General features: G+C 67.3%; 14 protein-coding genes. 1 reads left to right on the top strand and 13 read right to left on the bottom strand.

What is annotated here, in order from left to right:
- The first annotated feature begins 59 nt into the window (after positions 1–59).
- Complete coding sequence (locus ACIA76_RS15620; RefSeq protein ID WP_397152456.1) at positions 60–818, top strand: alpha/beta fold hydrolase; 759 nt, start codon at positions 60–62, stop codon at positions 816–818.
- Between the two features lie 13 nt (positions 819–831).
- Here ACIA76_RS15620 and ACIA76_RS15615 read toward each other — a convergent pair whose 3' ends face one another.
- The 13 genes from ACIA76_RS15615 to zomB form a co-directional block, all read right to left on the bottom strand.
- Entirely contained in the window at positions 832–1,032 is a 201-nt protein-coding gene (locus ACIA76_RS15615; RefSeq protein ID WP_062503241.1) for a DUF5988 family protein, read from the bottom strand.
- Positions 1,033–1,123: 91 nt separating this feature from the next.
- Entirely contained in the window at positions 1,124–2,668 is a 1,545-nt protein-coding gene (locus tag ACIA76_RS15610) for an acyl-CoA carboxylase subunit beta (protein ID WP_397152455.1), read from the bottom strand.
- Positions 2,668–7,788, bottom strand: coding sequence for a polyketide synthase Pks13 (gene pks13 / locus ACIA76_RS15605; RefSeq protein WP_397152454.1), 5,121 nt, complete (start codon positions 7,786–7,788; stop codon positions 2,668–2,670). The genes ACIA76_RS15610 and pks13 overlap by 1 nt, the downstream gene beginning before the upstream one ends.
- 68 nt (positions 7,789–7,856) lie before the next feature.
- Entirely contained in the window at positions 7,857–9,779 is a 1,923-nt protein-coding gene (fadD32, locus tag ACIA76_RS15600; RefSeq protein WP_397152453.1) for a long-chain-fatty-acid--AMP ligase FadD32, read from the bottom strand.
- Between the two features lie 218 nt (positions 9,780–9,997).
- Positions 9,998–11,008 (bottom strand): LLM class F420-dependent oxidoreductase, encoded by a 1,011-nt coding sequence (locus ACIA76_RS15595; protein ID WP_397152589.1) that lies wholly within the window; start codon positions 11,006–11,008, stop codon positions 9,998–10,000.
- 117 nt (positions 11,009–11,125) lie between these two features.
- Positions 11,126–12,121 (bottom strand): cutinase family protein, encoded by a 996-nt coding sequence (locus tag ACIA76_RS15590; protein ID WP_397152452.1) that lies wholly within the window; start codon positions 12,119–12,121, stop codon positions 11,126–11,128.
- Between the two features lie 4 nt (positions 12,122–12,125).
- Positions 12,126–12,647 (bottom strand): DUF732 domain-containing protein, encoded by a 522-nt coding sequence (locus ACIA76_RS15585; RefSeq protein WP_397152451.1) that lies wholly within the window; start codon positions 12,645–12,647, stop codon positions 12,126–12,128.
- Between the two features lie 115 nt (positions 12,648–12,762).
- Entirely contained in the window at positions 12,763–14,571 is a 1,809-nt protein-coding gene (locus ACIA76_RS15580; RefSeq protein WP_397152588.1) for an alpha/beta hydrolase-fold protein, read from the bottom strand.
- A 488-nt stretch (positions 14,572–15,059) separates the two neighbouring features.
- Positions 15,060–16,094, bottom strand: a complete 1,035-nt coding sequence (locus ACIA76_RS15575; RefSeq protein WP_397152450.1) for an alpha/beta hydrolase — start codon at positions 16,092–16,094, stop codon at positions 15,060–15,062.
- A gap of 287 nt (positions 16,095–16,381) precedes the next feature.
- Positions 16,382–17,407: an alpha/beta hydrolase gene (locus ACIA76_RS15570; protein ID WP_397152449.1), complete on the bottom strand. Its 1,026-nt coding sequence runs from the start codon at positions 17,405–17,407 to the stop codon at positions 16,382–16,384.
- Between the two features lie 163 nt (positions 17,408–17,570).
- On the bottom strand, positions 17,571–18,638 hold the full coding sequence (locus ACIA76_RS15565) for an alpha/beta hydrolase (protein ID WP_397152448.1): 1,068 nt from the start codon (positions 18,636–18,638) through the stop codon (positions 17,571–17,573).
- 256 nt (positions 18,639–18,894) lie between these two features.
- Entirely contained in the window at positions 18,895–19,962 is a 1,068-nt protein-coding gene (locus tag ACIA76_RS15560) for an alpha/beta hydrolase (RefSeq protein ID WP_397152447.1), read from the bottom strand.
- 173 nt (positions 19,963–20,135) lie between these two features.
- Positions 20,136–22,088, bottom strand: a complete 1,953-nt coding sequence (gene zomB, locus ACIA76_RS15555; protein ID WP_397152446.1) for a flagellar motor control protein ZomB — start codon at positions 22,086–22,088, stop codon at positions 20,136–20,138.
- Positions 22,089–22,090: the final 2 nt, after the last annotated feature.

Below are 22,090 nucleotides of genomic sequence, written 5' to 3'. Positions count from 1 at the left end.
CGCAACGAGTTTGCGCCGCCCGCTCCGCATCTCCGGGGTAGCTCGGGCACGATGGAAATATGAGCTACGTACGGTTGGGCGCGGTGAATACCTGGTACGACGTGCACGGCGACGGCGAGCCGCTGATCCTGCTGCACGGCGGACTCAGCGACTCCCGCACCTTCGACCCGGCGATCTCCCTGTTCACCAAGCACTTTCGGGTGTACACGGTGGATCGGCGCGGGCACGGCCGCACGGGCGACGTCGAGGGGCCGTTCGGCTACGAACTCATGGCCGACGAGACCATCGCCTTCCTCGAGCAGGTGGTCGAGGGTCCGGCGCATCTGGTCGGCTACAGCGACGGCGCCAACACCGCGCTGCTGGTCGCGTTGCGGCGGCCCGATCTGGTGCGAAAGCTGGTGTCGGTCAGCGGTAACTTCCACCACGACGGCCTGGTTCCGGGCACGCTCGACCTCGGCGACGAGGTACTGGCGTACTTCGCACCGCAATACGGCGCGGTGTCACCGGACGGCGAGGACCATTTCCCCGTGGTGTTCCGCAAGGGCCTCGAGATGGCAACCACCCAACCGGAACTCAGCGCACGGGACCTCTCGGGCATCTCGGCGCGCACCCTCGTGCTGGCCGCCGACGATGACATGATCACCCTCGAGCACACGATCGAGCTCTATCGGTCCATTCCGGATTCGGAGCTGGCGATCGTGCCCGGCACCTCACATACCGTCCTGCTGGAGAAGTCGGCCCAGGCCTACGGCACGATCATCGATTTCCTGACCTGTGAGCCGGTGCCGACGATGGTGCCGGTCCGCCGAGCGCGGTGAGCCCCGCGGTGATTCACCGTTCGATCCGCTCACACCACTCGTAGACCGGGAGGCTGCCCTCGGCCGTATCCTGCCAGCGCGGTGTCACCTTGAAGCGCTCGTAGCCGCCGTTGAACTGCACGCGCAGTTCGATACCCGGCGGGGTGATCGGCACGATCCGTTGCGGCAGGTCGGCGGGCCCGCCCTCTAGTACGGCCTTCGGTGAGCTACCCATAGCTGAAGGCTCTCATACCGGGACGGATCGACCATGCGAATCCGAGAAAGACACGCGCCGCCGATCCGTCATCGCGACGAGAAGGGGTGCGCTACAGCGGAAGCAGGTGATGTTTACGCGGGTTGCGGTACACCGTCTTATCGCGCAGCAACTGCAGGGCCTTACGGATCTCCAGACGCGTCGTGGCCGGTTCGATGACCGCGTCGACATAACCGCGTTCGGCGGCGACCCACGGGGTGGCCACCGTGCTGTTGTAGAAGTCGATCATCTGCTTGCGGATCGCGGCCCGCTGCTCCTCGGGGGCCGCCTCGATCGTCTTGCGGCCGACCACGCTCACCGCGCTCTCCGCGCCCATGACCGCGATGCGGGCCGTCGGCCAGGCCAGGTTGACATCCGCGCCGAGCTGTTTGGAGCCCATCACCGCATATCCGCCGCCGTAGGACTTGCGGATCACCACGGTCACCTTCGGCACGGTCGATTCGACGTAGGAGAACAGGAAGCGGCCGCCGCGCTTGATGACGCCGATCTTCTCCTGTTCCACACCGGGCAGGAAGCCGGGCGTGTCGACGACGAACACCAGGGGGATCTCGAACGCGTCGCACATGCGCACGAAGTGCGCGGCCTTATCCGAGGCGCGGGCATCCAACGCACCGGCGTAGACCATCGGCTGATTGGCGACCACGCCGATGCTGCGGCCGTCGACCCGGGCGAAGCCGGTGATGACATTCAGTCCGGCCGACGCGCCGATCTCGTGGAAGTCGCCGTCGTCGAAGATCCGCAGCAGTATCTCGTGCATGTCGTAGGCGGCGTTATCGGAGTCGGGCACGAGCGCGTTGAGTTCCAGATCGCTGTCGGTGATTCCGGGTTCGAGGCCCGGATTCACGATCGGCGACAACTCCTGGCAACTCGACGGCAGATAACTCAGATAGTGCCGCACCCAATCGAATGCGGCCCGCTCATCCTTGGCGACGTGGTGGATATTGCCGTACTCGGCCTGGCTGTTCGCGCCGCCCAGCTCCTCGAGCGAGACGTCCTCGCCGGTGACCTCGCGGATCACCTTGGGGCCGGTGACGAACATGTACGCCTCTTCGGTGGCGACGACGACGTCGGTGTTGATCGGGGCGTACACCGCGCCACCGGCACAGCTGCCCAGGATCATCGAGACCTGCGGCACCAGACCCGACAGCGGCTCCTGGCGGCGGCCCATCTCGGCGTACCAGGCCAGCGAGGTCACCGCCTCCTGCACGCGGGCGCCGCCGGAGTCGTTGATACCGATCACCGGACAGCCGACCTTGGCCGCGAAGTCCATGACCGCGGCCACCTTACGGCCGAACATCTCACCGACCGAACCGCCGTAGACGGTCTGATCATGGGAGAACACCGCCACCGGACGGCCGTCGACCAGGCCGTGCCCGGCGACCACACCGTCGCCGTAGAGCGCGTCGCGGTCGCCCGGATTGCGCACGAACGCACCGATTTCCACGAAGGTGCCCGGATCCAGCAGCATATTGATCCGCTCGCGGGCCGACGGGATGCCCTTGCGGGCCCGCTTGGCCACCCCCGCTTCGCCCGCCGGTTCCTGCGCTAACTCGAGTTTCTTGCGCAGGTCGGCGAGCTTCTCGGCGGTCGTACTCACTAGGCTCCCTTCGCGATGGCGGCCAGTTTCTCGGTGAGGTCGGCAGCGATCGTGGCGATGCGCGGCTCGTCGACGATCTGGAGGTGGTCACCGGAGATGTGGATGACTTCGAGGTTGGGGATGTATTCGTCCCAGCCGCCGTTGGGGCGGCGGTCGGCGTAGCGGGGTTCCAATTCCATTGCCCCGTCGTGGTATCGGTCGGCGAGGTAGAGAACGACATTGCCCTCGTAATTCGACGGCTGCACCTTCGCCAGCTCGCGCTGTTCGATCCACGAGGTCCGCTGGTGTTCGAGGACACCGCCCGGAATCTTCGTGCCGGAGAACTTGACCAGCTCGAGGACGATCTGCAACTGCTCCTCGTCGCTCGCCGCCGCGAGCTCTTCGATCTGCTCGCGATCGAGTTCACCCCCGATGTTGAAGGTCTTCTTCGCGAACGCCTGATACCGCTCCATCCGGGCCACCCTCGCCTCGGGACTGTTGTCCTCCGGCTCGGCCGGAATCGCCAGATCGAGCAGCCCGACCAGGCGCACGTCCGCGCCCTCCGCGCGCAGCAGCTGCCCGACCTGCAGGGCCAGCACCGCACCCAGCGACCAGCCGTACAGCACGTACGGACCCTCGGGCTGAATCTTGCGGATCTCCGGAAGGTACTGACGCGCACGCTCTTCGATCGAGCCCTCGACCCGCTCGAAACCGTACATCGGGGTAGCCGCGGGGAGCCGCTTCAGCAGCGGATCGTAGACCAGCGTGTCGCCACCGGCCGGGTGGAATACGAGCACCGGCACCGCATCCGAATCCTCGGCCCGGGCGCGCAGCGGACGCACGAAGCCGTCGATGGCACGGGCGTCATGCTGATGACGGCGCACGATATCCGACAGCTGCTCGATGGTCTCGCAGTCGCGCACTTCCTCGACATCGATCGCGGCATCGACGCGCTCGGACAACCGCTCCACCAGCTTCTGCACGGTCGCCTGATCCAGGATCGGCAGCGTATTGAAGATGCCGCCCGCCGACTTACCCGTGACCACGGCCCACGTCCCGAAGGTGAGCCGCTCCGCGGCATCACGCGGCGGCACATTGTCCTCACCGGCAACCGAATCATCCTCGGCCACAGCGGTTTCCACCGGAGCCGCCTCGGGTTCGGTTGCGGGCTGGGCCTTCTCGACCTGCGCCTTGACCGCCGCCGCCGGATCGGCGCCCGCCTCCATGGCCGCCCGCGCCGCCGAGACGAAATCGTCGTCGACGGTCAGCGAACCGCCCTCGGCCGCCTGCTTTTCCGCCATCGCGCGGATCTCGTCGCGGTGCTCGATGGCGTAGTGCAGCACCTTGGCGACCTCGTGCAGGCTCGCATCGCGCACGGCCTGGATCTGCAGCTGCGGGATATCGAATTCGTATTCGACCCGGTTCTTGATGCGCATGGCCATCAGCGAATCCAGGCCCAGTTCCATCAGCGGGATCTCCATCGGCAGATCCTCGACGGCGTAGCCCATCGATTCGGCGACGATGGTGCACAGGCGATTCTCGACGGTCTGGGACCCGTTGGGATCCCAACGCTCACCGAAGGTTTCGACGACCGCGATCTCGGTCGACGGCTCCGACGCGGGCTGCGCGGCCGGAACCGATTGCGCCACGGCGGTTTCCGGCAGCGGTGCACCGGAGGCCACGACCGCGTCGAACAGCAGCCGGAACCCGTTGCCCTCCTTTGTATGCACCTGCACCGACGCGCCGCCCGGATGCGGGGTGAGCGTGGTGGTCAGCATGCCCGCGGCGGGCACCGGCGCATGCGCGATCGACGCACCGAGCGAAACGTCCGACAGCACCTGGGCCGCAGCGGCATTCACCAGGGCGGCGAGATCGGTGACGGCGCTCGCCGACACCTCCCAGGCGTGGCGGCCGTCGGGCAGCGCGACATGTGCGCCCGGCACCCGGTCGCTGCCGGAACCCGCGCCGATGCTGACCTTGGGCCAGTACTCCTTGCGCAGGAACGCGGTGCGCGGGATATCGGCGTAGTCACCCGCGGGCAGCAGCGACGGCAGGTTCACCGGATGACCCTGGACATACAGCTGCGCCAGCGCCGCGATGATGTTCGCGGCGTCGTCTTCCTTACGCTTGAGCGTCGAGATCAGCGCCGCATCATGCACACCGGCCGCGAATGTCGTGCCCAGGACCTGCATCAGCGCGACCGAATGCGGCGCGATCTCCAGATAGGTGGTGATACCCGCGTCCACCGCCGCGCGAATCGCGTAGCTGAAGCACACCGGCTGCCGCATATTCGCGACCCAGTAGTCCACATCGTGCACCGGATCGGTGCCCGCGCGGAACACCTGCGACTTGCGCACGGTCGAATAGAGATCGACGGTCGGGCGGCTCGGCTCGATACCCGCCAATTCGGCGGCCAATTCGCCCAGCAGCGGGTCCATCTGGGAGGTATGCCCCGCACCGCGGGTCTGGAGCACGCGGGCGAACTTGCCCTCGGCCTCCGCGCGGGCCACGACGGCCTGCACCTCGTCCGGCAGGCCACCGATCACGACATTGGTCGGGGCCGCGTAGACCGCGACCTCCAGGCTCGGATAGGCCGCGATCACCCGCTCGATATCCTCGGCGCTGTACTCCACCAGCGCCATATTGCGGACCTCGTCGTCGCGGATCATCTGCTCGCCCTCGCCCATCAGGCGCGAGCGCGCGCAGATGACCCGGACGGCGTCCTCGAGGTTCATCCCGCCCGAGACATAGGATCCGGCGGCCTCACCCTGCGAATGCCCCACCACGGCTTCGGGTTTCGCGCCGTGCGCCCGCAGCAGCGCGGCCAGGCCGACCTGAATGGTGAACACGCCGACCTGCGAGGTGCCCACATCCCAGTCCTGGGCGTCGTCGAGGATCATCTCCTTGACCGAATACCCGGCCTCGTCCTGCACCAGCTCGTCGACCTCGTCGACGGCCCGGGCGAAGATCGAATTCTCCTGGTAGAGCCGCTTACCCATCTTGCGGTGATGCGAGCCGAAGCCACCGAAGACCCACATCGGGCCGCGCGCGGCCGGGGAGTCCGCGGTGAACACGCCCTGTCCGGGCTTACCCGCGGCGATCGCGCGCAGGCCGGTGATCGCCTCCTCATGTGTCGTGGCCAGCACGACACCGCGCGAACGACTGTGATTGCGCTTGGCCAGCGACCGCGCCACATCCTCGAGCGGAGTGCGCTGTCCCGCTTCGGATTCCAGCCAGTCGGCCAGATCCGCGGCGGCGCGGCGGCGACGGGAGGGCAGGTAGCCCGACACCGCCAGGATCACCGGCAGCGGCTCGGTGCGCGCCTCGGTCCATTCCGCGACCGGCTCGGCCGCCTCCAGGATGGCCTCGGCATCGGCGACGACGTCGGTGGACTCGTTGTCCAGATCTTCCGGTGCCCCTTCACCTTCCGGAACGACCGGCTCGGCGGGAGTGGGCACATACTCCTGGATCACGAGATGCGCATTGGTACCACCGAACCCGAAGCCGGACAGGCCGATGGTGGCCTTACCGCTGTAGCGCGGGAATTCGGTCGGCGCGTCGACGACCTTCAGATGCGCCTGCTCGAACGGGATGTACGGATTCGGACCGGCGAAGTTGATATTCGGCGGAATGACGTTGTGCTGCAACGCCATGATCACCTTGGCCAGGCTGGCCGCGCCCGCACCGGATTCGAGATGACCGAAGTTGGTCTTGGCCGAGCCCAGCAACGCGGGCTTATCGGCATCGCGACCGCGGCCGACCACGCGACCGAGCGCATCGGCCTCGATCGGATCGCCGAGCAGGGTGCCGGTGCCGTGCGCCTCGATGTAATCGACTGTGGCGGGGGCGATTCCGGCATCACGGTAGGCGCGCCGCAGAACGTCGGCCTGGGCGTCCGGATTCGGCGCGACCAGACCGTTGGAGCGACCGTCGGAATTGACCGCCGAACCCTTGACCACGGCGAGGATCCGGTCGCCGTCGCGCTCGGCATCAGCCAGGCGCTTGAGCACGATCAGGCCGCCGCCCTCGGACCGGGCGATACCGTCGGCATCGGACGAGAACGCCTTGATCCGACCGTCCGGGGCGATCATGCCGATCGAATCGAAGCCGAGCGAACCGAACGGCGCGAGCAGCATGTTCACCCCGCCCGCCAGCGCCAGATCCGCCTCGCCGCCCCGCAGCGCGCGCACCGCCTGATGCACGGCGACCATGGTCGAGGAACACGCGGTATCCAAAGCGACCGAGGGACCGCGGAAGTCGTAGTAGTAGGAGACCCGGCCCGCGATGATCGAGGTGTTGTTACCGGTCAATCCGTAGGCGGCGGCCGAGGCCGGTGCGCCCGGGTCCGGATTGCCCAGGCTCGCGGCCGTGACGAACATGAAGTCGTTGGTCGAGGAGCCGATGAACACACCCACCGACTCGCCCTTGAGCTCGTTCGCGGGAATTCGGGCGTGCTCCAGGGCCTCCCAGGTCAGCTCCAGCGCCAGGCGCTGCTGCGGATCCATCCGCTCCACCTCGAGCGGTGAGATGGCGAAGAACTCGGCGTCGAAGTTCTTGACCACATCCTGCGCGAGATAGCCGCCGCGGGTGTTGGCCTTGTCCACGATCTCCGCCATGCGCGGATCCGAGGTGAACTCCGACCAGCGTCCCTCGGGGAGTCCGCTGACCGCATCGCCGCGGTTGATCAGGAAATCCCAGGTGGACTCCGGCGTATCGCCCGCACCGGGCAGCCGGGTCGACAGGCCCACGATCGCGATATCGTGCGCCTCCCCCGGCTGATATCCGGCGGTGTAGAACGAGTCGTCCGTCGTGTCCTCCGGAACCTCCGGCTCCCCGTTGATGATTCGCTCCGACAGCGAGGCGATCGTCGGATGCTGATACACGATCGTCGCGTTCAGCAGCACGCCGGTGAGTTCCTCGATATCACCACCGAGGGCGATGGCATCGCGCGAGGCCAGCCCGAACTCCTCCATCGGCCGGTCCACCGTGATGTTCTCGATCGGCTGGCCGGTCGCGTCGGCGACCCAGCGGCGCAGCCATTCACGCAGTTCGGCCACGGACATGTCGGTGCCCGGTGTGTCGGCGACCACCTCGACAGCGTCGGCGGTCTCGGTCGTCTGGGTGCCCTCGTTGTCAGCCATCAATTCCTCAAGCTACCTGGGTGCGGGGGTTGAGTGACGGGGATTGACAGCCAGTGTCCCCGGTGTTCTCACTCTTCGTCGGGTGCGTCGGGGAAGGCCTGCTGCTGATGTCCGCCACGCAGCGTGCCTTCCAGATATTCGGCCTTGCAGGCGCGGCGGGCGATCTTGCCGCTGGAGGTCCGGGGAATCGAACCGGCGGGCACCAGCAGCACATCGCGCACCGTCACACCGTGACGCTGGGAGATGGCCGCGCGCACCGCGTCGGCGATCGGGCCCGGATCGGCCTTATGGGCGCCGGGCCCACGCTCGGCCACGATGACCAGCTGTTCGGAGCCGTCGTCGGGATCGAAGCTCAGGCCCGCATGACTGTCCGCTGCGAACACCTCGGGCGGCAGCTGGTTGGCCGGCACCGCGAAGGCGGCGACGAAGCCGGGGCGCAGCAGCTTGCTGGCCTCCTGCGCCGAATACTCGAGATCCTGCGGATAGTGGTTGCGGCCGTCGACGATCACCAGATCCTTCACGCGGCCGGTGATGTAGAGCTCGCCGTCGATATAGACGCCGTAGTCACCGGTGCGCATCCAGATCGCGTCGGTCGGGGCGCCCTCGGCCTTACTGCCCTCGGGCAACCGCTGGGCCAGCTGATTCTTGAAGGTCTTGCGGGTTTCCTCGTCGCGACCCCAGTAGCCGATGCCGATGTTGTTGCCGTGCAACCAGATCTCGCCGACGTGGCCCTCGGGCAGTTCGCGGGCGCCCTCGGCGGTGTCGAGGGATTCGGTGTCGACGATCGCGGCCCATTGCGACAGCGCGACATAGCCGCAGCTGACCTGGGCGATCGAGTTCGGGGTGCCCTGTTCCACCTTGAGCACGCGACCGGCGTTGAGCTCGTTGCGGTCGACGTAGATGACCTTGGCCTCATCCTCGTGCCGGGTCGCCGAGACGAACAGCGTCGCCTCCGCCATGCCGTAGCAGGGCTTGATGGCGGTCTTGGGCAGGCCGTACGGGGCGAAGGCCTCGTTGAACTTCTTCATCGACGAGGTGGTCACGGGCTCGGAGCCGTTGATCAGACCGATGACATTCGACAGGTCGAGCGTCTCGCCGTTCTTGGGCAGGCCGCGCGCGGCCGCATGTTCGAAGGCGAAATTCGGTGCGGCGGCGAAGGTTCCGGCGCCGTCGGAGGCCGCGGCCAGCTCCTTGATCCAGCGGCCCGGGCGGCGCACGAACGCGCTCGGCGACATGATGGTGATGTACTTGCCACCGATCGCGGGCAGGATCACGCACAGCAGACCCATATCGTGGAACAGCGGCAGCCAGGTGACGCCGCGCGAGTTCCAGTCCAGGTTGATGGCGTTCACCATCTGCAGCAGGTTGGTGCCGACCGCGCGGTGGGTGATCTCCACACCGGCGGGGGTCCGGGTCGAGCCCGAGGTGTACTGCAGATAGGCGATGTCGTCGACGGAGATCTCCGGGCGTACCCAGGCCTCGCCCAGAGTGTCCGGCACGGCGTCGACGGCGATGATGCGCGGGCGCTGCGCGGCGGGCAGCGCGCGGAACAGCTGGCGCACCCCGGCGGCGGAGGAGCTCGCCGTCAGGATGGCCGACGGCGAGCTGTCGGCGAGTACGGCGTGCAGCCGGTCGGTGTGACCGGGCTCATCCGGATCGAACAGCGGCACCGAGATGCATCCGGCGTAGACGGCGGCGAAGAAGGAGATCACATAGTCCAGGCCCTGCGGTGCGAGGATCGCCACCCGGTCCCCGGGCTTGGTCACCTGCTGCAGGCGAGCGGCCACCGCGCGCAGCCGGCAACCGAACTCGCGCCAGGTCAGGTCCTGGTACTCACCGTCGCGCTCCCGGGAGTAATCGATATAGCGGTACGCAAGGGTGTTCGCGTCGTTGCGAGTGTGCTTCTCGACGTAGTCGACCAGGGTCCGCCCCTCGGGAATTCTGATGTTCCCGGTTTCGTCCAGGTAGTCGTCGAAAGTCTCGTCCGTCATTCCTTCTCCTCCGAGGCACACGCAGCACGGCGACATGGCCGCTGTTACCTGTGAGGCCCCGACTCGCTATCGCCCGCCGGCGCTCTGTGGTGCAAGAGCATGCCTGCAGCTTTACCGGCGGTCTGCGCGGTGACCGCCTTATCGGCTAGATGTACTCAAACCAGGGACATGTTACAGAGCGGCCCCCGGCGCAGTCTCCGGAGCGCGGCGAACACGTCCTAGTCCCGCAGCAACGGGATGACCGGCGCGAACGCATCCATCTGGGTCGGAAACACTCCGACATAGGACATCGAGGTCAGCGCTCGCACGTTACGGATCTGCCCGGCGATCTCCTCGAATGTGCCGATCGCCACATACGGCGACGTCAGAATGTCCTCGACGGTCAGTCGGACGTCGACCTCGAGATCCGGATGCAGGCCCTGCTCGATCGCGTGCAACGCCGTCTCCGCGGTCCGCTCGCGATCATCGGTGACGAGAATCGCGGTCAGGGCCCAGTTCAGCTCGATGTCGGTGAAACGATCACCGGCCGCCTCCTTGATCAGATGTACCTTCTGGATGGTCTTGTCGAGTGTGATTCCGGACAGTAAACCCTTACCGTCGCGGGTCGTCCGCGGAACCACGGAGATGATGTCGGCATGTTTCGCGGCCAGCCGCAACATCTTCGGGCCGCCGCCACCGACTACCAGCGGCGGACGCGGACCCTGCCGCGGGCGTGGAGTCCCCTTGACCCCGCGGACCCGATAGTGCTTGCCCTCGAAGTGGCATTCCTGTCCGCGCAGCAGCACGTCCAGGATGGTCAACGCCTCGTCGAGCTTCTCCAGCCGCACACCGGGCGACTCGTAGGCGATTCCGGCCGCCTCGAATTCGCTCGCGAGCCAGCCCGCACCGATGCCGAGTTCCAGCCGGCCCCGGGACAGCACATCGATCGTGGCGGCCTCCTTCGCCAGGACCACCGGATGCCGAAAGCCGTTGGCCAGCACCGATGTTCCCAGCCTGATCCGATCGGTCGCGACGGCGAGTGCGCCGAGCGCGGCGATCGGGCCGACCTGCGGGCCCAGCTGGTCGGGCACCACGAAGGAGTCATAACCGTATTCCTCGGCCCGCTGGGCGAGCGCGAGGAACTTGCGCGCACCGCCCTCTGTCGGATTGCCCTCCCCGGCGGCAGCGAAACGGAACGGCCGCAGCGGCGTGCCCAGCGCGGTCAGCGCTGCTGCGGCGGCTTCTGTCATGAACTCCTGCTCCTGGCTGTGCGGAAACTGCCGCGACGCCGGAGAGGTCCGGGGGACCGATTCCGACGTCGCGATCATCGCAGCACTTTACAGCCTGCGGAAGAAACCGCGGGGGCTCTAGGAGTGGGCAGGATGTGGGGCGTTATTGATCAGGCCGATGGCCCAATTCGCGGTCCAGGTGGTCGCCGTGGCTCCGTCCGCGTCCACCCGGAAACCGGCGTAGAGGGCGTGTACGGGATTGCCGACGGCGTGGACCAGAGTGTTCAGGCTCGGCAGGATATTGAGCGGGTTGAGGGCCTGCACCGGGGCATCGCAGACGAGATCGTCTGGGGCACAGATGGTGAAGGTGCGATCGGCGAGCGCGCCGAAACCGCCCGGCCGCGGACCGGTCATCGTGATCCCCGGAACGGTCAGGCCGCGCAGTGCTACCTCGGCGCCGACTCCCGGTGTGGCCGTGCCGATCTCGGTGCCCTGTCCGGGGCCCTGGTCGCGACGGCCGTCGGCGATCACGGTCACGCCGAGCACCTTATCGGCCGGAACCGGACCCTTACCCGCGCCGATCTGCGCGGCGATATCGCCCGCGATCACCGCGCCCTGCGAGAAGCCCGCGATGACATAGGTCGTCAAGGGGCATCTATTGTGCATCGCGGCCAGCTCGTCGGTCGCCCGCTGGGTGCCCTCGGAGCGAGAGTTGTTGTAGGACTGCTGACCGTCGGGCGGGATCGCGATCGGATTGGAGAACTGCGCGACGTACGGGACGGTGTAGACGTCCACCCGGCTCTCCGGAAACTGTTGCCGCACAGGATTGCTCACATTGAGCATCAACGAGTTCGGATTGGCCGTCGGATTGTGCGGATCGTCGGTGCTGTTGGACTCCCAGGTGCCCGGAATCGACAGCAGCTGCACATCCGCACAGTCGGCGGGCTGTGAGGTGGGTTCGCGCGGACCCGTGGGCGGCGCCGGCTTGGGCAGACGCAACAGCCCCGCCAGCAGATACCACAGCAGGATCACCACCACGACGATGCCCGCGACGATCGCCAGGAACAGCAGACATCCGGGCCGGCGCCGGCGACCGCCGGCGCCTCGCGGATATCCCGTCCGTCGCTGCGTCATCGCGTCACTTGTTGCAGTAGGTCGCGGAGGCGACGTCGATGTAGATCTTGCCGGCCTGCTCGACCGACATCTTCTGCGGATCGAAGGCCGGATCGGAACCGGCCATGGCGTTCACATAGGTCGCGATCTCCTGATCGGAGGCGCCGCTGGCCTTGCCCTGACAGACATAGTTGGCCGCGGTCAGCGCGATATCCGGACTGGACGGGGTGATACCGCGCTTGCGCAGCGCGTCCAGGAACACCTGATCCTTGGCGGTCACCGGAGTGGCGTCGGTCTGACCGGACGTGGGGGCGGGCTCCGGGCGCTCGGGGGCCGAGGTCAGGGGGGCTGGCGGCTCCGGGCTCGTCTGATCGCCCGTGGGGATCTGCACCGGCGGCAGCGCCGGAGTCGGGGCCGCGGGGCTGGTCGAGGTCTTCAGCGTGGGCGTGCTCGACGCCGTCGAGTCGTTGTTTCCGCAGGCGGCGAGCAAGCCGGTGGCCGCGAACGCCACAAGCACGCCGGTCACCTTTCCACGGGTCCGAAGCATGTATTCGTTTCCTCGATCTTGTTCACAGGGTCAGCGGTCGCCGTCCAGGCTAATGGCTGCCCGGGGACTCGGGGCATGCCCGCAGGAAACCTCATGCACTTCTCAAGGTGAGGCTTCACATGCCGTGCACCTCGGGCTTGCCGTCGCGGATCACGACGAAGCCGGTCTGGAAGTTCTGCTGCACGCCGCCGGGCACCGGGAACTCGTCGCTGATCGGGTACCCGAGTTTGCCGTTCTCATAGCCCTGTTGGCCCCAGGCGTCCAGGATCGGGCCGTTGCGCACCGCCCACGCCCCCGACAGCGGACTCCAATAGATGTTGCCGCCCTCGAACTTCGTATATCGGCCGGCATCGCGGGAGCCCTGCTCCTCGCTGATCGGAAAGCCCAGCGGGCTGTTCTCGAAACCCAGCTGCGCGTACTTGCCGAGGATCAGCCCCTGCACCCGATGCACGCCGGTCTTCGCGCTGAAGTACATGGGCCCGTTCTCGAAACCCTGGACCACACCGTCCTTTTGGGGCGTCTTCTGCTCCGGCCCGGTCGGATATCCGGCGGGCCCGCGCTCATAGCCCTCGCGGCCCCAGGCGGCCAGGATCGCACCGCGCAGCACCTGCGCGCCGGTCTTCGCGGTCCAGTACACCGCGCCGTCCTGGAAGGTCTGATAGCGGCCGCGGCCGTCCGGCAGCGGGCGCTCATCGCTGGTCGGCAGGCCCAGCGGCCCACCCGGTCCCATCGAGCCGGTGTAGCTGCCGCCGATCATGCCGCCGATCGGATGCGCGCCGGTCGCCGCCGACCAGACCACCCGGCCGCCGCGGAAATCCTGTGCGGTACCGCCGGTTACGGGATATTCCCCGGTCACACAGCCGCCGAGCCACGAATTGGCCTGTGCCGCGGCCTCGATCGCGCCGCCGGCCTGGCACGGCGGGGCCTGTGCCTCGACGCCGAGCGCGGTCGCGGCCTGCGACCAGGACTGGCGCATCTCGAAATCCCAGTACGGCCAGGAGTGCGTGCCGGACGGCCGGAAGTTCACCGTCACCGGGATCGACAGCTTGTTGAGCTTGTCGACGAAGTTCTGGCTGGTGAGCCGGGACAGTATCTCCAGGCCCATCCCCGCGTAGTTGGTGCTGATGCCGGGGACGTCGGAGGGCTTGTCGAAGGTGCCGGTGGTGCCGCTGCCCGCCGAGACGTACAGGCTCATGCCCTTGAGCTTGTCGGCCAGCGCGTACGGATCGTGCGCCGCCCATTCCGGACTGGTCGGCGGGCCCCACATGAGATTCGAGTCGAAGCCGCCCGCATCGCGCATGGCGTACGTGATGGCCTGCGGCATGCCCAGCGTCGTGGTGGTGAGCACGCCCGAATACGAGGCGGCGTGTCTCACCCAGCCCGGATTGCGCCCGGCCAGGAACATCGCGGCCGTCCCGCCCATCGAAAGTCCCTCGACGGCACGGACGTTCGTGGCCCGCCACTGATTCTCCAGCAGCGGCGGCAGCTCCTTGGTGAGGAAGGTCTCCCACTTGTAGGTCTTACCGTTGTCCGGCTGCAACCAGTCGGAGTAGAAGCTGGACTGGCCGCCGATCGGCAGCACCACGGTCACATTCTTGTCGGCGTAGAAATCGGCCGCCCCGGCGTCCTTGGTCCAACCGCTCTCGTCATCCTCGGCGCGCAGCCCGTCGAGCATGAACAGCACCGGAAACCGCGCCTCGGGGTGGACATTCCAGTCCCGCGCCAACAGCAGCTGCACCTGCACGGGCGCGGCCATGCTCGGCGAATTGATCCAGACCGCGACGCGGCGATCGGTCAGCCAGACGACCTTCTGCACGGTCGCGGCGGCCACACCCGCGGCCGCCTCCGGGAAGGGCGCCGGAACCGCCTCAGCGGGTGCGGGAGCCGCCTGCGCGGGGGCTGCCTGAGCGGAGGCCGGTGGCACAGGCGGTTGCGCGGGATCGGGCGCGGATTGCGCGGCGGCCGGTGGGGGTGCCGCGGGAGCGGCTGGGGGCGTCGCCGGAGCGGGGGCCGGTGCGGCCGCGGCGGGCGCGGGCGTCACCAGGGCTGGGGCGGGTGCGGGTGTCGCCGCAGCGGGGGCGGACGGCACCACGGCCGGGGCGGGCGGCGCTGCGGCGGGGGCCGGTGCGGGCTGAGCAGAGGCGGGTGCGGGCTGAGCTGGTGCGGGAGCGGGTGGTGGCTCGGCTGCGGCGGGCGTGGAAAGCCCTGCGGTGAGCGGCAATACGATCGCCGCGGCCAACGCCACGAGCCGCCCACGAGTTACCCGAGCGCGGCGCGCGCGCCCCCATCTCTCGGTTACCTCACCAGCCACAGGTTTGTTGTACCGCGTGCGGGGCCATTCGCGGGGTAGGACGCGCCATAACGAAAGGCACCGCCCCTATGGGACGGTGCCTTTCGTGACGATATGTCCTACTAGCCCGCGTTCAGGGCCGCCAGGATGCCCGGGCGGGCCTTGCCGAGCTCGTCGATCCAGTACTGCCAGCTGTGTGTGCCGGCCGCCGGGAAGTCGTAGGTGGCCGGGATGTTCAGCGAGTTCAGCCGCGACTGGAAGGACTTGCTACTGATGAACGAGATCGCCTCGATACCCATCGCATTGCCGGTGTTGAACACGCCGACCGCGGAGTTCGGGTGATCATACGGACCGGGGATGCCGTTGGCCGAGGAGATGAACATCGGCAGACCGCGCAGCTGCGGGGCGAAGACCATCGGGTCCGAGCGCAGCCACTGTGGGCTCCACGGCGCGGCCATCGCATCGACGTTGTAGTGACCGGCGTCGAGCATCATCACCCGGATCGCCTCGCGCATACCCGGCGCGTTCCAGTTCAGCGGGCCCGAGAAGGACGCCGCGTACTTGAACTGATTGCGGTGGAACGCCGCCAGCCGCAGCGCCGCGGGACCACTCATCGACAGACCGGCGACCGCGTAGTTGTCGCGCGCCACACCGTAATTGGCGAGGAAGTCGGGGAGTTCCTTGGTCAGGAAGGTCTCCCACTTGTAGGTGAACTTCTGACCGTTGAGGTTGCTCGGCTGCGTCCAGTCGGCATACCAGCTGGACTGACCGCCGACCGGCATCACGAGGGTGACGTTGTCGTTGGCCCACTGGGCCGGCGCGTTGACGTCGACCGTCCAGGCATTCTTGTCGTCCCTGGCGCGCAGGCCGTCGAGCAGCAGCAGCGCGGCGTTACCGCCGCTGCGTGCCCACTGCACCTGAACCTTTATCGGGCCCATGGACGAGGGCACCATCAGTTCGTCGTAACCGCCGGCCGGGGTGCGATGCACCGGGGCGCTGATCGGAGCCGCGAGTGCGACCGTCGGGGCGGCGACACCGGCCGCGATCGGGAGGGCGAGAGCCGCGGCACTCAGCGCGAGAACTCGCGAGCGCCAACCGTGTGCATTTCGCCGTCCCGACTGGACTCCCTCCGGCGCGGCGGACCTGCCGAAACGCATTGATACTGCTCTCTTTCTGCTGTAAGTCTGCTGTTGTAGCGGTACCGCAACGGCATTCGCCGAGCACGGCACGATCAGCACCCACCTCAGAAGCCGACCTCCGACGTGAGCAACGGCGCGTCTACGAACTGGTCACACTTGCGCTCGCTGGACGATATGCGACAGCCCAATCGTTAGCAAGATGGGACCATCGCTATGACCGAAATCCGCCCGTGTACCTTTCGTAATCGTGCGGTGACCCTATCGCGTTCGGGCAGTGATGTCGCGAGAACGTGAAATCTCTTGTGCTAGCCGAGATTCGCGCTCAGATCCGGCAGCATCTTGTAGAGCTGATCCACCCAGTAACGCCAGAAGTGAACGCCGATCGGCGTGTAATCGAACACCGCGTTACAGCCGCCCAAGCCGTCCCAACGTGCCTGAAATGCCCTGGTATTCGTCAGCGCTATGGATTCCAGCACAGCGGCATTGGTCAGGTGGTAGGCATCGACGGCGTTCCGCAGCGGATCGCGCGGGCCGGGAATGCCGTTGCCGGAGGAGATCCACAACCGGGTCCCGTGGTCGTGCAGCAGCTGGGCCGAGGCCGTCGGATCGTTGCGCTGCCAGCGCGGATCCCAGGGCGGACCCCACATGGCGTCGATGTTGAAGCCGCCGGCGTCCATCAGCGCCGCCCGCAATGCCTCGGGCATACCCGGGCCCGTCGGATTCAGATATCCGGAATAGGATGCGGCATAACGGAATTGATCGGGATGATACGCGGCCAGCGTGAGCGCGGCGCCACCGCCCATCGACAATCCGAATACGCCATTACCCGTGGGGTTGAAGCCCAGCCGGTCGCGCAGCGCATTACGCAGGTCCCGGGTCAGGAACGTCTCCCATTCGTAGCGATAGGCCTTGCCCGGTCCGCCCGACAACGCCTGCGCCCCACCGGATCCCGACGACGGCGCTCCGACCGGTGGCAGCGCCAGGAACGAACTCGGCGCATTCCAGTCCGAATAGAAGCTGGACTGGCCGCCGATCGGCATCACCACGTTGATGCCGGCCTGGGTCAGCGCCCGCTCCACATCGGTGTCGACCTCCCAGCCGGACAGGTCGTTTCGGGCGCGCAGCCCGTCCAGCGCGTACACCACGCGGCTGGTGTTGCCGTCGGCGGCCCGGAATATCCGGCTCTTCATCGGCCCCATACTCGAATCGACCCAGAAATCGAATCCGGCCGGATCGAAGGACGCGGCAGCCGGACCGGCCACACCCGCCGTAGCCCCCAGCGGAACCGAAATGGCAAGGGCCAGACCGGCGAGCATGCGGCGCAGCCGCATTCCACCTGATACAGCAACTTCTCCGCACACCACTCCGGGACGCATCGACTCGACCTTTCGCCTGCGCAATCACCATTGACCGTTCGGCATTTTCCGAACTCTTCTATAGGCGCAGTGGCGAAATCCGTATGCGCGAAAACACCTCCGAGACCGAAACGTTATGTCAGCCGATATTGGCGGACATATCCGGAATCATCCGATATGCCTCGTTCTGCCAGTTGAACCAGTCGTGCACGCCGACATCGGGGAACGAGTAGACCGCGTTCTGCGCGCCCAGACTGAGCATGCGCACCTGGAACGCACGAGTGTTGGCCAACGCCAACGCCTCCAGCGGGGTGCCGCGCACGATATGGTCGGCGGCGGCCAGCGGCGGCAGGCCGAGATCCTCCGGCCCTGGTACGCCGCTGCCCGCGGCGATCCACAGCCGGACGTTGTCGGCGATCAAGCGCGGCGCGAAAACGAAGGGGTCCATGCGCAACCAGGCCGGTCCCCACGGCGGCGCCATCGAATCCACGTTGTAGCCACCGGCATCGATCATCGCCACCCGAATCGCCTCGCGCATACCGGGCGCGGAGATATTGAGGTATCCGGAGAACGATCCGGCGAAGCTGAACTGATCCGGGTGATAGGCCGCCAGCGTCAACGCCGCGCTACCGCCCATGGACAATCCGAACACGCCATTGCGGTCGGCGCGGAAACCGAGCCTGTCGCGCAACGCATTTCGCAATTGGTCGGTCAGGAAGGTCTCCCAGTCGTAGCGGTAGCTCTTGCCCGGACCGCCCAGAAACGTCTCCGTCGCACCGGATCCGGTAACCGAACCGAAGCCGGGCGAGCCGATGTCGAAGAATGAGCTCGGGGCGTTCCAGTCGGCGTAGAAGCTGGACTGGCCACCGATCGGCATGACCGCGTTGATATTCCAGGAGGCCAGCACCTCGGCGACATTGGTCTCATGCTCCCAGCCGCTGATATCCGTGGTGGCGCGCATACCGTCGAGCACATAGGCGACGCGGTTGGTGTTGCCGTCGGCGGCCCGCAGGACGCGGGTCTTGATCGGTCCCATGACCGGGGAGTCGACCCAGAAATCGAAGGCGGCGGGATCGAAGGCGGCCCGGGCGGGCGTCCCATCGAATCCGGCGATCGCGATGGGCAGCGTCAGCGTCGCCGCCACCACCAGAACCGTCCGCCGCAGCCATCCGCTCCTACGGCCGGGCCTACTTCGCACACCTCGCATCGCTCTCGACCTTTCGCCCAGCGACCGGCGCGCATCTCGCGCCGCACGACCGGCCGCACGATCCGGAAACCCAGATGAAGTTCTGCCGCCGCGTGGTACTGCGGGTCAGCTGAGTATTACGGATGTCCGGTTGGTTGGTGGTCAAGGCGAGCGGATTAAACCGAACAGTGATCTTGGACGTCGGCTACCGGACAGCGAAAAGCCCCGCCCGCGGCCTGGGGCCGCGGGCGGGGATATGAGGTGGGCCGGGTCCGGCTCAGCCGATGTTGGCGGAGAGGTCCGGGATCATGCGGTAGACCTCGCTCTCCCAGTAGCGCCAGTTGTGCACGCCGACGCTCGGGAAGTCGTAGGTGGCGTTGCCCGCGCCGAGGGTGGCCATGCGGACCTGGAAGGCCCGGGTGTTGATCAGGGCCAGCGCCTCGAGACCCATCGCGTTGAGGGTGTTGAAGTTGGGACCGTCGGTCGGGCCGGGCAGGCCGCTACCGGCGGAGATCCAGAGGCGGGTGTTGTTGGCCTTCAGCCGTGGGGCGAAGACGAACGGGTCCATGCGCAGCCAGTTGGGGCCCCACGGCGGCGCCATCGAGTCGATGTTGTAGCCACCGGCGTCGATCATCGCGACACGCAGCGCCTCGCGCATACCGGGCGCGGAGACGTTGAGATAGCCGGAGTAGGAACCGGCGTAGCTGAACTGATCCGGGTGGTAGGCCGCCAGCGTCAGCGCCGCGCTGCCGCCCATGGACAGGCCGAACACACCGTTGCGATTCGGGTTGAAGCCCATCCGATCCCGCAGCGCGTTGCGCAGATCGCGGGTCAGGAAGGTCTCCCAGTCGTAGCGGTAGCTCTTACCCGGGCCCGCGGCGAGCACCTGCGTGGCGCCCGAACCGGAGGCCGAACCCGAGGAGGATCCGGTGATCGGCGGCAGGCCGAGGAACGAGCTGGGCGCGTTCCAGTCGGCGTAGAAGCTGGACTGCCCGCCGATCGGCATCACCACGTTGATATTGGCCTGGGTGAGCGCGGCCGCGACATTCGTCTCGTGCTCCCACCCGTTGATATCCGTGGTGGCCCGCATACCGTCGAGGGCGTACACGACCCGGCTGGTATTGCCGTCCGCGGCGCGGAAGATCCGCGACTTGATCGGTCCCATGACCGGGGAGTCGACCCAGAAGTCGACGCCGGAGGGATCGAAGGCGGCCGCTGCGGTCCCCGCCTCGGCGACCGAGGCGCCGAAGGGCACCAACAGCGCCAGCGCCATGCCGAGCACCGATCGCTTCAGCCAGCCGGCCCGACGTTTGGTCTGCGCCCCGCGCACAGTCACGCCTCGCATATTCTGTTCGGCCTTTCCCTTGTGCGGCCGGGCTGGCCGCTTACTGCAGATGGATCGCCCCACGCATGCCGACACGCGTCCCCGACGGACGTACTCATGGGAGCTTATCGCGTCGAGGGCCGCGTGGCGTTACCAAATCGAGACAAAGTGGCAAAGGCCTCGAGCCCACACTCCTAATTCGGAGCCGTGGGGGCGGTCGGATCGACCAGGTGACAGCGCTGGATCTCGTATTTGGGCACCCGATCGATGCGGTACTTGGCGAAGTGCACCGATTGAATCAGATTGTGCCGGAATCGCTCCCACGTCAGCGGCGCGCGCGAGGAGGCGAGCAGATCCTGGGTGGCCGGACAGCTCAGGGCGGTGCGGGCCTGGGTGACCCACTTCTTATCCAGGAAGAACGGCATCCACGGCGGCTGATCCACCATGCCGGTGTCGATGAGCACCCAGTCCGGGTACAGGTTCTTATCGTGCCCGATCCGGCCGTCGACGAGCCGATCGGTATGCGCGGCCAGCGGATACGCCAAGCCCTCTTGATCGATGACCCGCACGTCCAGCGGCACGTTCATGCTGGTCATGCCCAGATTCAGGAAGTAGACGGTATGTTCGCCACCGCCCGGGGGAATCGGCAGCGGCGGCGGCGCGACGTACCACATCATGTACGACGGGGAGCTCAGCAGCAGACCGCCCTCGGGGGTCTGGGCGATATCGCGGACCATCGCCCGCATGCGCGGATAGTCGAGGTAGTCCTCGGCCAGGATCGGATGGTCGTGGCCGCTGTTGAGGACGTAGTAGATCCGCTCGTCGACGATGCCCGACTCGCTGATCGAAGCGCCGGCGTTGTTGGCGGTCGTATTGGCGGCGAACAGGGTCCAGCCCATGGCGATCGCCCACGCCAGCGCCGGCAGGGCCACGGCCGCGAGCGCCTTCGGAGTACGACCGTCCGCGGCGGGCAGCCGAATCGGCAGTACCGCGATCGGCAGCAGCAGGATGAACAGCTGCGGCAGCAGCATGCGCCCATGCATGAAATCGCCGCCGACGCGCAGCTCGAAGATCACCAGCAGCAGGCCTGACAGCAGCATCAGGGCGACGATCGCGCGGGGCGCGTGCAGCCGTTCCCGCAGTCGGCGCCACCGGCTCGCACCGGATTCCGCGGCGGGAGTCGTGGCCTCGCCGCGCCGGGTGCGCAGGACGACGACCGTCGCCAGGACGAGCAGCAGCAGCGGCAGCCACAGGTAGTAGGGACCGACCAGATCCCACAGATAGGTGAAGCCCTGCTTCCACTTCGCGCCGCCCGCCTCCTTGGCGATGGCCGTATTCGGAACGGGCAGACCGTAATAGCCCATCCGCCAGATCTGATAGCCGATCGGAACCAGCCCGCCGATCACGACCATCAGCGTGCGCGTCATATACGGCCGCAATCGGGTCCGCGGCATGGGCGCGAAGAACACCAGTAGCAGGGCCAATCCGCCGACGACGGTCATCTCCGGGCGGATCACCCAGCACAGCCCGGCCCAGAACGTCAGGCCGAAAAGGCTGGTGAGCCGGACCTTCTCGGTCCGGCTCCAGCGCATCAGCAGCCACCACAGCACGCCCAGCCAGAAGATGACCAGGCAGTTCTCCAGTCCGGAGGTGGCGTAGTCGCGGGCCGGGGGCACCGCGATGTAGACCAGCGCGCCCGCCGGCAGCAGCAGCTGCGCGCGCGTGCCGCCCCACAGCCGCGCCGCGCCGAACATGGCGAAGGCGACGGCCAGCAGCGAAAGCGTCAGCGCCACGGCCAGACTCACATACTCCAGCCGGGCGCCGGAGACCCAGCCGAAGAACCAGATGACATAGGTCCACGCGGCGCTGGTGTTGGTCTCCACCCGATCCGACGCGTTGAAGACCGGTCCGTTGCCGGCCAGCAGATTGCGCACGGTGCGCAGGACGATCAGGCCGTCGTCGGCGATCCAGCGGCGCTGCCAGGCGCCGACACCGAACAGGACCAGGGTGAATGTCACCCCACCGACGAAGGTGGCACGGGACAGCAGCGAGGTGCGCTGCGCGGCTAGAGCTTGGCGCAGTGCGGCACCGACCGGTAGAGCCGACGTGGGCGCGTCCTCGTTCTGTTTGTCTCCCGCTACCACCATCT

This window comes from Nocardia sp. NPDC051570 (genome assembly GCF_044454005.1).
In the GTDB taxonomy this organism is placed as follows: domain Bacteria; phylum Actinomycetota; class Actinomycetes; order Mycobacteriales; family Mycobacteriaceae; genus Nocardia.
Note: the sequence above shows the minus strand (reverse complement) of the source record. Positions and strands in the feature narration are given on the sequence as shown.